This window comes from Pseudolabrys sp. (assembly GCF_035943735.1).
Classification (GTDB): Bacteria; Pseudomonadota; Alphaproteobacteria; order Rhizobiales; family Xanthobacteraceae; genus Pseudolabrys.
Genome location: NZ_DASZBV010000016.1, coordinates 128301 through 143774 on the forward strand (window position 1 = coordinate 128301; position 15474 = coordinate 143774).

General features: G+C 65.3%; 13 protein-coding genes. 5 read left to right on the forward strand and 8 right to left on the reverse strand.

Annotated features, from left to right (window positions below):
• Positions 1–41: 41 nt before the first annotated feature.
• Complete coding sequence (gene thrS, locus VGV41_RS08945) at positions 42–2012, forward strand: threonine--tRNA ligase (protein ID WP_414705076.1); 1971 nt, start codon at positions 42–44, stop codon at positions 2010–2012.
• Position 2013: 1 nt separating this feature from the next.
• Here thrS and VGV41_RS08950 read toward each other — a convergent pair whose 3' ends face one another.
• Positions 2014–2919: a hypothetical protein gene (locus tag VGV41_RS08950; protein WP_326863464.1), complete on the reverse strand. Its 906-nt coding sequence runs from the start codon at positions 2917–2919 to the stop codon at positions 2014–2016.
• Between the two features lie 160 nt (positions 2920–3079).
• Here VGV41_RS08950 and VGV41_RS08955 point away from each other — a divergent pair, with 160 nt between their 5' ends.
• Positions 3080–5269 (forward strand): hypothetical protein, encoded by a 2190-nt coding sequence (locus VGV41_RS08955; protein WP_326863465.1) that lies wholly within the window; start codon positions 3080–3082, stop codon positions 5267–5269.
• Between the two features lie 2 nt (positions 5270–5271).
• The gene (locus VGV41_RS08960) at positions 5272–5604 is read left to right on the forward strand and encodes a hypothetical protein (RefSeq protein ID WP_326863466.1); all 333 of its coding nucleotides are present in this window, start codon (positions 5272–5274) and stop codon (positions 5602–5604) included.
• Between the two features lie 5 nt (positions 5605–5609).
• On the opposite strand, the gene VGV41_RS08965 is transcribed toward VGV41_RS08960, so the two are convergent.
• A complete protein-coding gene (locus tag VGV41_RS08965; protein ID WP_326863467.1) occupies positions 5610–5921 on the reverse strand; it encodes a cytochrome c in 312 nt (103 codons plus the stop codon).
• An 80-nt stretch (positions 5922–6001) separates the two neighbouring features.
• Positions 6002–7417, reverse strand: a complete 1416-nt coding sequence (locus tag VGV41_RS08970; RefSeq protein ID WP_326863468.1) for an alpha,alpha-trehalose-phosphate synthase (UDP-forming) — start codon at positions 7415–7417, stop codon at positions 6002–6004.
• A gap of 180 nt (positions 7418–7597) precedes the next feature.
• On the opposite strand from VGV41_RS08970, the gene dmeF reads away from it, so the two are divergent.
• Positions 7598–8593 carry a CDF family Co(II)/Ni(II) efflux transporter DmeF gene (gene dmeF / locus VGV41_RS08975; RefSeq protein ID WP_326863469.1) on the forward strand — a complete coding sequence of 332 codons (996 nt, stop codon included), beginning with the start codon at positions 7598–7600 and terminating at the stop codon, positions 8591–8593.
• 146 nt (positions 8594–8739) lie between these two features.
• Complete coding sequence (locus tag VGV41_RS08980; protein WP_326863470.1) at positions 8740–9426, forward strand: septal ring lytic transglycosylase RlpA family protein; 687 nt, start codon at positions 8740–8742, stop codon at positions 9424–9426.
• On the opposite strand, the gene otsB is transcribed toward VGV41_RS08980, so the two are convergent.
• From otsB to dctP (VGV41_RS09005), 5 genes are all read right to left on the reverse strand, one after another.
• Positions 9349–10092, reverse strand: a complete 744-nt coding sequence (gene otsB / locus VGV41_RS08985; RefSeq protein ID WP_326863471.1) for a trehalose-phosphatase — start codon at positions 10090–10092, stop codon at positions 9349–9351. The two genes, VGV41_RS08980 and otsB, sit on opposite strands and share 78 nt — an antisense overlap.
• Complete coding sequence (locus VGV41_RS08990; protein WP_326863472.1) at positions 10089–11102, reverse strand: hypothetical protein; 1014 nt, start codon at positions 11100–11102, stop codon at positions 10089–10091. Before VGV41_RS08990 ends, otsB begins: the two co-directional genes overlap by 4 nt.
• Before the next feature lie 73 nt (positions 11103–11175).
• A complete protein-coding gene (locus VGV41_RS08995; protein WP_326863473.1) occupies positions 11176–13167 on the reverse strand; it encodes a putative bifunctional diguanylate cyclase/phosphodiesterase in 1992 nt (663 codons plus the stop codon).
• A gap of 9 nt (positions 13168–13176) precedes the next feature.
• Positions 13177–14214: a TRAP transporter substrate-binding protein DctP gene (dctP, locus tag VGV41_RS09000; protein ID WP_326863474.1), complete on the reverse strand. Its 1038-nt coding sequence runs from the start codon at positions 14212–14214 to the stop codon at positions 13177–13179.
• On the reverse strand, positions 14211–15305 hold the full coding sequence (dctP, locus tag VGV41_RS09005) for a TRAP transporter substrate-binding protein DctP (RefSeq protein WP_326863475.1): 1095 nt from the start codon (positions 15303–15305) through the stop codon (positions 14211–14213). Before dctP (VGV41_RS09005) ends, dctP (VGV41_RS09000) begins: the two co-directional genes overlap by 4 nt.
• Positions 15306–15474 lie beyond the last annotated feature (169 nt).

The following is a 15474-nucleotide window of genomic DNA, read 5'->3' on the forward strand; positions in this document are numbered from 1 at the left end:
CTTACCCACGCTCGTTCGTGGGAGTGAGCCACAAGGAGACGATGATGGTCACGTTGACCTTCCCGGACGGCGCGCGCCGTGAATTCCCTCAAGGCACAACCGGCCTCGACATCGCCAAGGGCATCTCGCCCTCGCTGGCGAAACGTACCGTCGCCATGGCGCTCGATGGCGCGCTCGCCGATCTCGCCGATCCGATCGACCACGACGCGAAAATCGAGTTCGTCAACCGCGACGACCCGCGCGCGCTGGAACTGATCCGGCACGACGCCGCGCACGTGCTCGCCGAAGCGGTGCAGTCGCTGTGGCCGGGCACACAGGTGACGATCGGCCCGGTGATCGAGAACGGCTTCTATTACGACTTCTACCGCAACCAGCCGTTCACGCCGGAAGACCTCCCCGTCATCGAGAAGAAGATGAAGGAGATCATCGCCCGCGACAAACCCTTCACCAAGGAAGTGTGGTCGCGCGAGAAGACGAAGCAGACGTTCCGCGACATGGGCGAGCAGTTCAAGGTCGAGCTGGTCGACGCCATTCCGGAAGACCAGACCATCAAGATCTACAAGCAGGGCGACTGGTTCGATCTGTGCCGCGGTCCGCACATGACGTCGACCGGCAAGATCGGCAACGCCTTCAAATTGATGAAGGTGGCCGGCGCTTACTGGCGCGGCGACTCGAACAATCCGATGCTGACCCGCATTTACGGCACCGCCTTCGCCAAGCAGGAAGAGCTCGACCTCTATCTCAAGCAGATGGAAGAGGCCGAGAAGCGCGACCATCGCAAGCTCGGCCGCGAGATGGACCTGTTCCACTTCCAGGAGGAAGGCCCCGGCACCGTCTTCTGGCACGCCAACGGCTGGACGATATTTCAGGAGATCGTCGCCTATATGCGGCGGCGACTCAAAGGCGACTACCAGGAAGTCAACGCGCCGCAGATGCTCGACAAGTCGCTGTGGGAGACGTCGGGCCACTGGGGCTGGTTCCGCGAGAACATGTTCCAGGCGACCTCGGCCGGCGAGCATACCGAGGACGAGCGCGTCTTCGCCATCAAGCCGATGAACTGCCCGGGGCACATACAAATCTTCAAGCACGGGCTTCGGAGCTATCGCGAGCTGCCGCTGCGGCTCGCCGAGTTCGGCATCGTGCACCGCTACGAGCCGTCGGGCGCGCTGCATGGCCTGCTGCGCGTGCGCGCCTTCACGCAGGACGATGCGCACGTGTTCTGCACCGAGGAGCAGATGGCCGAGGAGTGCCTGAAGATCAACGACCTGATCCTGTCGACCTATCAGGATTTCGGCTTCACCGGCGATCTCACGGTGAAGCTCTCGACCCGCCCCGAGCAGCGCGTCGGTTCCGACGCGGCGTGGGACCACGCCGAGACCATCATGATGGACGTGCTCAAGCAGATCGAGGCGCGCAGCCACAACCAGAAGATCAAGACCGCGATCAATCCGGGCGAAGGCGCCTTCTACGGGCCGAAATTCGAATACGTGCTGCGCGACGCCATCGGCCGCGACTGGCAGTGCGGCACGACGCAGGTCGACTTCAATCTGCCCGAGCGATTCGACGCCTTCTACATCGCCGCCGACGGCTCGAAGAAGACGCCGGTGATGATCCACCGCGCCATCTGCGGCTCGATGGAGCGCTTCCTCGGCGTCGTGCTCGAGCATTATGCCGGGCACCTGCCGCTGTGGCTGGCGCCGAAGCAGGCGATCGTCGCCACCATCACCTCCGACGGTGACGCTTACGCGGCCGAGGTCGTTGCGGCGGCGCGGCGCCGCGGCCTGCGCGTCGACGGCGACCTGCGCAACGAGAAGATCAATTACAAGGTGCGCGAGCACTCGCTCGCCAAGGTCCCGGTGATGCTGGTGGTCGGCAAGAAGGAAGCCGAGACGCGGGCTGTGTCGATCCGCCGCCTCGGCTCCGACAAGCAGCAGGTGCTGCCGCTCGACGAAGCGCTGACGATGCTGGCCGAGGAAGCGTTGCCCCCGGATTTGAAGCGGGCGAGGGAGTAGCCTATCCCGCCGCCCTGCCCGCGGGCTTTGCCGCGGCCATCGCCTCGCGGGCGGAGCCGGCGTAGTAAAGAAACATCGTCGCGAAGAAATTGCGTGCGCCTTCGGCCAGCGCCGGCTTGAACAGGACGCGGTCGCCGCTGCGGGCGATGAGCCCGGCGGCTTCCGCGTCGCGCAAGAGCTTGAGCACATGCGGTCGCGACACGGCGAAGCGGCGTGCCAGCGCCGCGATCGAGATCGGCACCGGCCGCGTCGGCGGCACCGTGTCGTCGGCCTCGCCGGCGGCGATCAGATAAGAGCAGATCAGGATGCCGGCGTTGCGTTCGCCGAACAGACCCATGTCCTCCGCGTGGGTCGTGACGCGGAAACCCTCGCGGAAGCGCTCGACCATGGCGATAATCAGTCCGCGCGTGAAGGCGGGATCGTCGACCGCCGCCAGCATCGCCGCGCCATCGGGAAAGAGCGGCGCCATCGCGGCGAAATGGATGCGCCAGCGCTCACGCAGAAGATTGATCAGCTTGTCGGTCGCGACGAGCCGGCGCTGGCGGCGGTCGGCCACCTCGAGATCGGGCGTGAGATAGCCGCCGAAGCGCATCAGCGACAGCATGGCGAGCGCGCGGCCGGGGCTGCAGATGCCGAGATCGCAGGCCAGCATGCGCATGCGCGTCGGGTTCAAGCCCGACGCCGGGTCGGCCGGATCGCGCGTCGCGTGCAGATAGAGGGCGAAATAGCCGAACAGCAGCCGGCCGCGGTCGTCCATCAGCCAGTTGAGCAGATGGCTGCCCTGGTAGAGCTTCACCAACCCCGCCGCCGACGCCCGCATGGCAGCAGCAAAGCCGGCCTGGTTGCGCAAAGCGGCAACGGCGGCCGGCGGCGCCACATCCTGCCGCGACGTCGGCGCCGCGACCATGAGTTCTGCGAAGGCCTGACTGCTCACAGGCGAACCATAAACCAGAGATGTACCCAAATTTCTACAGTTGCGCCCAAGACGTCCCCTTCTAGGGTCCGAAACGGTTGAGGGGGCTCATTTTTTGTTAACCGAACCGCAGCAGCGTCAAAGGGGCCGCGCAGTGCCCGACTCCCGGCGGCGCAACTGCGCGGCCCTGTGCGTCCTGCCATCGCTGCGCACGGCCGCCCTGCTTTTGGTGGTGGTCGCGTCATGCCTGGCGGCGCAGCCGGCGGCGGCGCAGTTCGTCTGCGACAGCACTGTGACCGGTACCGGCGATGGCGCGACGGCGACGGCCGGCAGCACCATAGCCTGCGGCACGAACGCGGCGGCGACTGCCGGAAACTCCTCGGCGTTCGGCTCGAACGCTACGGCGAGCGGGACGTTTTCCACGGCCGTCGGTGCCGGCGTGTCCGCCACCGGCAATTTCAGCAGCGCCTTCGGTTACTCAAGCACAGCTTCTAACACGAACGCGTCGGCGTTCGGCGTCGGCAGTAACGCCACAGGCACTGCGGCAACCGCCCTTGGCAAATCCTCGCAGGGAGCGGGCGACTACAGCGTCGCGACCGGCACAAACACGCAGGCGAACGGCGCCAACGCGATCGCCATCGGCGGCAACAGCGCCAGCGGCGCCGGCAACGCCGCCTATGTCGATGCGGCGGCTGTCAACGGCATCGCCATCGGCAACGGGGCACAGGCCGGCTCGGGCGCGACCTCCGGCGCGGTTGCCTTAGGCGCCGGCGCCAATGTGAATGCCCTTTACGGCATAGCTCTCGGTGCGGGCGCCAGCGCGACAGGCAATTCAGCTTCTGCGGCCGGCGCCTTTGCGACAGCCTCCGGTGCGGGCAGTTCAGCGTTCGGGAATAACAGCACGGCCAGCGGATCAAGCAGCTCCGCCTATGGCAACTCCAGCGTCGCCGTCGGCAATTACAGCATTGCGACCGGCGCCAATACCCAGGCCAACGGCACCAATTCGATCGCTATCGGCGGCGCCTCATCGTCAGGTGCCGGTCACGGCGCTTTTGTCAACGCCGCCGCAGCCAACGGCATCGCGATCGGCAATGGCGCTCAGGTCGGCGCCAGCGGCAGCAATTCGGTCGCCATTGGCTCGAATTCGGTGGCGAACGTCGCCAATGTGGTGTCGGTCGGCAAGGTGGGCGGCGAGCGCAAGATCGTCAACGTCGCCGACGGCACGATTGCCTCGGGCTCGACCGACGCCGCCACGGCGGGCGAGCTCTACACCGCCAACCAGCGCATCGCGAGCGCCTTCGGCGCGGTGCTAGATGGGACCGGTCAGCTCACCGCGCCGAGCTACACCATCCAGGGCACGGCTTATACAAATGTCGCGAGCGCCTTCAGCGCGGTCGACAGCACGTTGACGAGCCTGAGCAACACGCTTGCTGGGCTGAGCGGCGGCAGCTCGACCTATGTTCAAGTCAACAGCAGCGGCACCGCGGCGTCGGCAACCGGCAGCAACTCCGCCGCCGTGGGAGCCGGCACCACGGCCTCGGGCAGCAACGCGCTCGCACTCGGCACCAATGCATCCGCCGCCGACGCCAGCGATATCGCCATCGGTCAGAACAGCAATGCCAGCGGCACCAACGCCATCGCCATCGGCACCAACTCGGTGTCGGCCGCGAATTCGGTGGTGATCGGGCCCGGCGCGACCGACAACAACTTCACCAACGCGTCGGTCTATGGCAACAACGCCAGCGTCGGCGCCGCCGGCAACACCGCCATCGGCGACGGCGCCAGCGCCGGCGGCACGCAATCGGTCGCGCTCGGCCAGAACAGCAGCGCCGCCGCCGCCAATTCCACCGCCATCGGCCAGGGCGCCACGGTGCAGGCGGGCGCGACGAATTCGGTCGCCATCGGCCAGGGCTCGATCGCGACCGCGTCGAACACGGTGTCGGTCGGCTCCGCCGGCAACGAGCGGCGCGTCACCAACGTGGCGGCGGCGGTGGACGGCACCGATGCGGTCAATCTCACGCAACTGCAAAACGCCACGGCGAGCATCGCAGCCGGCCTGCAAGGCCAGATCAACGGCCTGCAGAACCAGATCGACGACGCCAACCATCGCATCGACGACGCCAATTCCGGCGTCGCCATGGCCATGGCGATGGGCGGCGGCAGCCTGCCCGAGCACAAACATTACGCGCTCGGCGTCAACTACGGCACGTTCGCCGGTCAGAACGCCTTCGCGGTGCAGAGCGCGCTGCGGCTCACCGACAATCTCGTGGCGGTAGGGGCGATCGGTTATGGCGTCGACCGCAACCAGGTCGGTGGCCGGGTCGGCTTACAAATGGCATGGTGACAATGAAACGCAAAATTCTGCTGACGACTTTCGTTGCGGGCGCCACACTGTCCGCCTCCTTCGCCGCGCAGGCGCAGAATGGCGGCGAGTGGGCCGGGCTGCCGCGCATGAAGCTCGAGCGCCAGTTCGCCGGGCCGCTGCAGGATACGGTCATCCAGCGCTGGCGCGATCCGATCGACGGTGTCGTGTGCTACATCTACCTGCCGATCACTGCGGCGCATACGCCGCCGACGCCGACCGGCTTCGTGCAATATGGCGCCAATACGATCGGCTCGCTCAGTTGCCTGCCGCCGATGCCGGCGGCAAAAGCCGACCGCGCCCCGGCGCGCAAGTAAGCGGGTCAATGCTGCGCGGCGATATAGGCGGCGAGATCCGCCGCCTCGGCGCGCGATATGTTCATGTCCGGCATGCGCGGATGCGGCAGCAGCAGATAAAGCGCCAGTTGGCCCGCATCGAAGCCCGGCTTCCTGGCGATTTCGGAGAACGGCGGCGCCTGCGTTGAGCCGCGCACCTGATCGGCGGCAACGACGTGGCAGGCGGCGCACCAGCGCTTGGCGAGCACCCCACCCTGCTCCGCGTCGGCCGCGCGGGCGGGACCGCTCAGCATGGCAACGGCGGCAACGGCAACGGCCGCGGTGATAAAGCGGGACATCGGGCTGATCCTCGGCGACATGGCCGTGCCTTCATGCCGCAGCCGCCGCGCGGCCGCCGTGACTTAAATCAATAGCCGCTTCAATGCCCGCTGGCGACGCGCGGCACGTACTGGACGGGTGCCGGTGCCGGCCGCCCTTCCAGCGCCGATAGAAATCGCTCGGCCCAGTGCGTCAGGTCGTTCTTCACCAGAACACGGAAGTTATGCGCGTGCCGCTCGCGCCGCTCGGCAAGCGGCATTCCCAGCGCGCGGTTGATCGCCGCGCCGACCGCCTCCGGATCGTAAGGATTGACCAGCAGCGCCGCCACGCATTCCTGCGCGGCGCCGGCGAAACGCGATAGGATGAGCACGCCGGGATCGTCCGCGTTCTGCGCCGCCACATATTCCTTGGCGACCAGATTCATGCCGTCGCGCAGCGGCGTCACCAGGCCGACACGCGCGGCGCGGTAGAGGCCTGCGAGCGCGGTGCGGCTGTGCGCCTTGTTGATGTAGCGCAGCGGCGTCCACGACGCCTCGCCAAACTTTCCGTTGATGCGGCCGGCCGTCTCGCCGACAACGCGACCGATGTCGGCGTATTCGGGAATGCCGGTGCGGCTGCGCGGCGTGATCTGCAGATAGGTCACCTTGCCGCGCCAGTCGGGAAAATGGGTCAGGAAGGACTCGAAGGCATTGAGCCGCTCGGGAATGCCCTTCGAATAGTCGAGGCGGTCGACGCCGATGATCATGGCGCGCCCGGAGAGACTGTCGAGCACCTCGCGGACGAAGGCGGTTTCGATCGCGCGCCGTGCGAGCCGCGCCAGGGCTTCGGTCTCGACGCCGACAGGAAACACGCCGACGCGCACATGGCGGCCGTCGAAATCGAACGCCCCGTCCTCCACTCGCCGCACGTGGCATTCGCTCTCGAAATAGCGGCAGATATTGCCGGCGTCGGTCTCGGTCTGCAGTCCGATCACGTCGTAAGCGCCGAGCGCCGGAATCAACCGCTCATGGTTGGGCAACGCGGTGAGTATCTCCGGCGGCGGGCACGGGATGTGGATGAAAAAACCGATCTTGTTCTTGTGCCCGCGATCGCGCAGCGCCCTGGCCAGCGGGATGAGGTGATAATCGTGCACCCAGACCACATCGTCGGGCCGCAGCAGATTCTCCAGATTGCGGGCGAAATATTCGTTGACGCGGAAATAGCCGCCGAGATCGCGGCGGCTGAATTCCGCGAGGTCGAGCCGGTAGTGCAGGATCGGCCACAGCACGCGGTTGGCGAAGCCGTTATAGAACTCCTCGTGATCGTCGCGGAGCATGTCGACTGTCACGTACGAGACATTCTCGACCAGAGTCGTCCTGGCCTTCCCGGGCTCCTCGTCGGTGATCTTGCCGCTCCAGCCGAACCAGACGCCGCCGCGCCGCTTCAGCGCCGGCCGTATGGCAACCTCAAGACCGCCGGCACGCGTACCGCCATCCGGAATGCCGACGCGATTGGATACGACCACGAGCCTCGGCAATTATCGTCTCCTTGTGGTCAGACGCAGTCGTTGAATAACAAATCGCGGCCGAACCGGTGTGCGGCAAATGATCCCGGAAGGAACAACGCGCGAAACGCGTTTAAGTTCAACGCACTGATCCTGCGTAGACTCGCGATGCCGCATGATTTACGTAGAATGGCACCGCATTGAGGAATCGCCATGCACAGCCAGGATCTCGATCGCTGGAGACACGAGCACGTGTTTCTCGGCCAGCACCACGCCCGTAACGAGGCGCGCACCTGGGCCGTGGTGGCGATTACCGCGGCGATGATGGTCGCCGAGATCGTCGGCGGCTCGCTGTTCGGCTCGATGGCGCTCACCGCCGATGGCTGGCACATGTCGACGCATGCCGCGGCGCTCGGCGTCGCCGGCTGGGCCTATCTTTACGCGCGCCGCCGCGCGCACGATCCGCGCTACGCCTTCGGCACCGGCAAGGTCGGCGAACTCGCCGGCTTCACGAGCGCGGTGGTGCTGGCCATCATCGCCGTCCTCATCGCCTATGAGAGCGCGCTGCGGCTCCTCCATCCGGTCGCCATCGCCTATGGCCAGGCGATGGCCATCGCCGCCGTCGGTCTCGTCGTCAATGTCGTGTCGGCCTGGCTGCTCAGCGACAGTCACGACCACCATCATCACGGGCATGGCCACGCTCACCATGAGCACGATCACCACGACCACGATCATGACCACGCGCACGACGGCGACCAACACCACCACCGCGACCTGAACCTGCGCGCGGCCTACATGCACGTGCTGGCCGACGCCGCCACCTCGGTGCTGGCGATCGCGAGCCTGGGCGTCGGCTGGATGTTCGGCTGGTCGGCGGCCGACCCGATCATCGGCATCGTCGGCGCCGGCGTCATCCTGAGTTGGTCGGCGACGCTGATCCGCGACGCCGCCGCGGTGCTGCTCGACCGCGTGCCGCTCAACGGCCTCGACGCCCGCATCCGCCGCCACCTGGAGATCAAGGGCGACCGCATCGCCGACCTGCATGTCTGGCGGCTCGGCCCCGGCCATCACGCCGCGATCGTCTCGATGGTCAGCGACCGGCCGCAGGATCCGGCCGTCTACAAGCGCCGCATCGCGCATCTGCGTGGCCTGAGCCATGTCACGGTCGAGGTGCACCCCTGCCCCGATCACGACAAGGCCGCCGCATGAGCGACGACGACACGTTACGGATTGCTGGCTGAAGCGACGGCCTTTTACTTAAAAATCGGTCGGATTTTGTACTTCGGCATTTTACGTCGACTTTATCGGTGATCGATTGAATCGCCCTCGAACGACAATTTCGTTCGGGGGCCAGCGTGCAAAGACAGAACGTCTTCCGGCTGCTTCTGCTTACACTCGCCGCACTGATTCTGTTGCCGGCCCGGCAAGGTTTTGCCGGTCCGCTCGAATCGATGCCGGCGAAACTCGCACACTACGACATGCTGACGATCGAGGACGGCATCTTCGGCATCGCCTCGACCTACGATCCCTTCGCCGCACTGAACCAGCCGGAGGGTTTCGAGACGGCGTCGGGCGAATTCTATGATCCCGATACCTGGACGGCGGCCATCCGCACCGATCTGCGCGACCGGTTCGGCGGCATTCGCTTCGGCCGCAACTACCGGCCGACCTTTGCGCTGGTCGAATGCGGCGACATGAAAGCGATCGTCAGGGTCAACGATGTCGGTCCGCTGGCGCCGGGCCGCATCATCGACCTCAGCGACCGGACGATGCGTTATTTCGATCCGGACTTTCATTTGGGCTTGCTGAACAACGTCGTCGTCACGCCGCTTCCCGGCGAGAACTGGACCGCGGGACCGCTCACGGACGATCCGCAGATCGCCAGCTACAATCCGCCGACCGGCAAGGAGATCATCGCGGGCTTCAATGCGAGCGGCAGGCTGCCGACGAGCCGGTGGGCCGCGTCAGACGCCGGCGAGCCGCGCCAGCGCGCGGCGGACGTCCGCCGGCTCGGCAAAAATGTGCGGGACGCCCGCGAATGACCGGCCGACGGAGAAGCTCTCGCCGCCGAGCTCCGGCATCACCGCGAAGACCGACTCGTCGGTGACGTCGTCGCCGATGAAGACCGGCTTGCGTCCGCCGAACGGCGCTCTCGTCATCAAGTCGCGCACCGCCGCGCCCTTGCTGATGCCGGGCCGCTTGACCTCGAGCATCGCCTTGCCGGGCAGCACCTCGACTTGGTCTTTCGGGTAGATCGCCAGCCCCTTGTCGACATGCGAGCGCAGATGCGCCTCGTGCTCCGGCGCCTTGCGGAAGTGCAGCGCCACCGAATAGCCCTTGTCCTCGTAGGCGAGGCGCGGATCGGGCGTGACGGCGGAGATCAGATACTCACGCAGGCTTGCCGGCAGATCGGCGATGCGCCGTGGCGTCTCGTCGCGGTGCAAGCGCGTCTCGGCGCCGTGGCCGCCGACGGCCGGCAGCTTCAGCGGCGCGAACAAAGTGTCGAGATCGCGGATCGGCCGGCCGCTCACCAGCGCCAGCGCGCCGTCGGTGAGGTCGATGAGCCGCGCCAGCGCCGCGCGCAGCTCGTCCGGCACGTCGACCTCGAACGGCGACGGTCCGATGTCGATCAAAGTGCCGTCGACGTCGAGCAGCAGCGCGGCACGCTTCGGGTCGATGCGGCTGAAGGCGTCGATGGCGTCCGTCACTGCGCCATCACCTCGACGTCGCCGTCGACGCCGGCGACGACCTTGAATTCGCGCTCGTAGACCTTGCCCTCGTTGCGGGCGATGGCGCGGTATTCGCCTTCGGCGAGGATCACGCGCGGGAAAGCGCCGATCGACTCCTTGATCACATCGCCGCCCGGCGTCAGCACCGACCAGGCAGTGTTGGCGAGCGCCTCGCCGCCCTTCTCGGTGACGAGCTTGAGCGTGATCGCCGCGGCGCGATGATTGACGGTGACGTCGGTGAGCTTGCCGGCCTGGACGCGGATGTCGGAGCGCACCACCGAATTGGCGTCGCCGTAGTTCGAGACGATGTAATAGGTGCCCTCGGGCACGACGAGCACGCCGTCGGTCGGCACGTGCTCGGCGATCGGCCGGCGATCGCCCGGCTCGAACTGGCTGCCCTTGTAGACCTCGAAGGAAATCTGGCCCGGCGGGATGCGGGCGTTGCCAACGCGGCCTTCCATGCGCAGGGCGCCGGCCGGAAGGTCGAACATCTCGTGGATCGTCGGTCCGCGCAGCACCACCGGCTTGACCGCCGTAGCGAGCCCGAAGTCGACGTGGACGATGTAGTTGCCCGCCGGCAGCACCATGGTCGGCGCCGGCGCCTTGTCCTCGCGCACCAACCGAAAATTGCCCTGCGCGTCGGGGCGGGCCGCATAGATACGCCATTCGAGTCCGCCGGCGATCGGCGGTGCGTCCTTGCCGAAGCGAGCGGCGAGGGCCAGCGCCACCTGCCCGGCGGGCACCATCGGGGTTGCGGGCGAGCCGTTGGGCATAATCAGCGATTGGCCGGGCGAGCCGAGCACGCCACCGGGGCCGAAGACGTCGGCGCCGTTCGGCGAAATCATGCCGGCCGAGGACGCGGCGTTGAGCAATCCGCCATTGCCGGCGCCCTGGGCCAACGCCGCCCCGACCATCAGGCAGGAGACGACGAGCGCCATCAGCGGCAAAAGCCGCCGCGCCAACGCTGCGGTGATCGGGGGGCGAGGCATGACCGCGCCGTTTTCGGTCGAAATCGCGGCGATTTCAAGCCAGGTCGATCGCATTGCCTCCGGAAACGCCGCTCTAGGCGTTACTACCGGCTGGCGTCCCGGGCGCGTCTTGAGCTTCCGGCGCATCCGCCGAGTTGAGGAACCGCGCCAGCAGATCAGCGCTTACTGCCTTCGCCGGCACCGGTCGGCCGAAATAGAATCCCTGCACCTGATCGGCTTGGGCGTCGTAGAGGAAGTCGACCTGGCTCGCCGTTTCGACACCCTCCACTGTCACGCGCATCTTCATCTCGCGGCCGAGCGCGATAATGGTTCTGACCACAGTTTCGACGTCGCGACCCGACCTTTCGAAGCTCTCCATGAAACTGCGATCGATCTTGATCTTGTCGAACGGGAATTTCCAAAGGTAACTCAAGCTCGAGTAGCCGGTGCCGAAATCATCCATAACGATCGACACGCCCATCTGTTTCAGGCGCCCCAGCGTGCCGATAACGGCCTCGGTATTATCGAGCAGGATCCTTTCCGTGATCTCCAATTCGAGGCGACGCGGCGCAAGCCCGGATTCCCGCAAGGCGTCGGCGACCTCGGCTTCGATCATCCCGGATTCGAATTGCGCCGGCGAGAGGTTCACGGCCACCGTCAACTGCCCCGGCCAGGTCTTGGCCACCCGACAGGCCTCATGCAGCACCCACGCTCCGATCTTGTCGATGAGCCGCATTTCCTCGGCAAGCGGGATAAACACATCCGGCGGCATCAGCGTGCCGTCCGGCGCCGGCAGGCGGACAAGCGCTTCGAAGCCCACCAGAATCTTTTTGTCCATCTCGAACACCGGCTGGTAGTGAAGAACGAAGCCGTCGTGCGCCACCGCTTCGCGCATCAGCTTTTCCAGCGCGATGCGCCTCTGCAGCATCGCGTCCATTTCGGGCTCGAAGAAGCGGATGCAATTGCGGCCAGCCGCCTTGCCCGCATACAGCGCCAGGTCCGCGCTCTTGAGCAGCCGTTCCGCCGTATTGCCGTCACCCGGCGCCAGGGCGACGCCAATGGTGAACGTCGACCGGATTTCCTGCTCCCTGAAAAAGCTGCCGGTGCTCAAGACTTCTATGATGCGATGCGCGAATGCTTCGGCCTGGGCCTTGTCCGCGACATTTGTCTGAATGACGACGAATTCGTCGCCTCCGAGCCGGGCCACCATGTCTTCGACGCGAACGATCGCGCGCAAGCGTTCACCGATCGCCCTGAGCAGGAAATCGCCGCCGTCATGGCCGAGCGTATCGTTGACCTGCTTGAAGTGGTCGATATCGATGAAATGCAGCGCCACCTGGCCGCCGGTCGACGAACGCACGGCCAGGGCCGCTTCGAGTCGCTCGATCACACGCGCGCGGTTGGCGAGCCCCGTCAGCGTGTCGTGGTGGGCCAGAAAGTGGATGCGCCGGTCGGCCTGCTCTTTCTCCCGCGTCCGCCGGTACCAGGCGATGGCCGGAAGGCCGAATGCGATTGTCGTCAGGCCGCATAAAGATACGGCGGCCAACAAGGAGCTCGAGAAGAAATCGTCGCGCGCGTCGACCTGGTCGACATAGGCGGCCACGACCGCGATTGGCCGGCCTCCGAGCATGACCGGAACGAATGCTTCGGCAAAATATTTCGGCTCGCCCGCCGAGGTGCCCGCCCTGGCATCTACAATTGTCTCGATGTTTTTGAGGGACTGCGCCGCCATAGCGCTATGGTCAGAGACCTCTACAGCGGTTACGGCGCCACGATCAGAAACGAGTATCGAATAGCCGTATCGGTTGAAAATGACATAGCGATAGACATTCTCGGAGCGAGCGGTGGCGCGGAAAAACTGCATACTGGCCGACGATGGCTTTTCGCCGGCGGCGATCTGTTCCAGATCGGTCACGTTGCTGGCCAAGTACTGCGCCCAGTTTCGCGCCGTCTCGGTAGCGTTCCGGTAGAGCAGATGGTCCGTCGTCACCTTCACGGTGAGCCAGGTGCCGCCGACCAGCGTTGCGAGAATTGCCAACAGCAGCCCGACCGACGTCCGTAGCGTGATGTTGGAGAGCGGATTCATGAGGCGCCTTCACTGTTTCTCAGCGCGAATGGTTGCGAGTTGGGCTTCGATTGCGGCGAGGGTCCGGGCATTGCGCGGGGCTTTTGCCGCCCAGCCTTGAAGCAGCGCCGCGTAGATATCTTGTGCGGTTTTCCGGTCGGCGGGCGATGGCTCGACGGCCGTGCGAGTGGGATCCGATCTGATCTTATCGAGCGAGGCCTGTTCGCTGGCCCCGAAGAACTTGTTCCATGTCGTCGCAGCCTGATCGCCGCTGTACTTGCGGATCAACGCCTTTACCGAGTCGGGCAATTGCTCGAAGCGTTGCCGGTTCATGACGACGAGCAGCGGCGCTGTTCCGATGGCGAGCAGAAAATGGTTTTTGGCGGAGCCGGCCGCGCCAAACTGGAATAGGCCCGTGGGACTGACGACGGCCGCGTCGACAGTGCCTTTGGCCAAGGCGTCCGCCAACATCGACGCAGGCATCACCGTCGGAATGGCGCCGAATCTCCCGAGCGTCTCCGCTTCCATTGTATTATTAGTGCGTATTTTGAGTCCCCTGAAATCGGCGATCGATCTGATCGGCTTGCGGCTGTGGATGATGCTCGGTGCGCTCGCAAAGGCGCCGATGACAAAGAAGCTGTCGTAACCGCGGAGGGCGCCGGACGCCACAAGACGTGTGTACACAAGCGAGCCTTCCCGCACGTCGCGAAAGAGGCCGGGCATCTCCAGCACCTCGTTGTCGGGAAATCGATACGGCGTCTGCCCGGGCACCACCCAGGCGATATCGGCAACCCCGGTCAGCACCATCTGCGCCTGCTCGGCCACGTTCTTGCCGAGCTTTCCGTCCGAATAGACTTTGATGCTGACAAGGCCCTGCCCCTCGGCGTTGACGGCATCGACGAATGGCTTGACCCCGAAGCGGAAGGTGTCGCTCTGCTCGGATGTGAAGAATGCCAGCTTGAGTTCCACCGGAGCGGCGAGGCTCAGGGACGGCAGCAGCAGCGTAATGAGTGCGGCGAAGCAGGTCGCCGCACGTTCAATCGCTCGCCCTGGGACGCACGGTTTCATCGCGGAGTCTCCTTTCGCAGCTTGGCCAGTTCCGCATTCACCAAAGCGAGGAGCTCGCGGTTGTGCGGACTCTCGGCAGCCCAGGCGTCGACCACCGAGGCGTAGACTGTGTGCAGCGTCGCAAGGTCTGCAGGCGACGGCTCTGTCACCTTGCGTCGCGCGTCAGCTTTCAGTCCCGCGAGAACCTCCCGGCCCTTGGCGGCCACACAGGCGGACGTTTGTGCCGCCAGCCATTCGCCGCCGTACTTTTTCACGAGCGCCCGCGCAGCCGGGGACAGACTGTCAAATTTCGCCTTGTTCATCACGATCGCCAATGCCGCGCCACCAAGGCCAGCCAGATAATGATGCGCGGTCAGACGGCCGAACCCGAATTCAAAGACCATATAGTCAGGGACGGTCACGCCATCGAGCTTGCCGTCGTTGAGATTTTCCATCGTGCGATTGATCGGCAGCAGGACCGGGGTCGCACCGAGCATCCGCAAAACGTCAGCTTCGACGAGGTTGTTGACGCGGATGGATTGAGTCTTGAGGTCGCCCAGCCCCGTCAGCGGCTTTCGGCTGTGAATGTCTTCGCCGGGCGAAACGTATCCTCCGACAAAGACGAAGGGCTGGTAATCCCGGAGCGCGTCCGCTCCGGCCAACCTCGCGTAGATTATGGACGCCTCGTGCTCATCGCGATAAAGGCCCGGCAATTGCAGAACTAAGGTGTCGGGAAACTCCTGGGGTGAATAGCCGGGGATGATTACGGCGAGATCCGCCGTTCCGTCGCGAACGAGTTTCGGCTGCTCCGGTATGGCGGAGCCTCCGCTGAACAGAACACTGATTTCGATAACTCCGGCGCCCGCCTTGTTGATCGCTTCGATAAATGGACTGACGAAACACTGATAGACGCTCGACCGATCCGATGTGTAATACGACATCTTCAATGTGGCCGGCGCGGCGGCCAGCGTCGCCGGACACGATAGGAGCGCGAGAAATATGAGAAGCCGAACGATCGTGACCATACGCGCGGTGTCCTCGATGTGACCCTGAAGCCCGGCGCGCGGTCGTCCCTGCGCCGAGTCGACGACCTGATCGGCATCGCCGATCATTCTTATTTCGTTCCGAAGACACCTGGAGACATTGCGCTTCATCAACCAGCTTCACCGCCAAGTAGTATGATGCTACTGAAATGCCCCGGTTTCCGCGGGCGGCGCTCGATTCCGCAGGCTGCACGGGAATTTGTCGGCTCTGCGCGCCTGTGCTAGCGCCGCCGACATC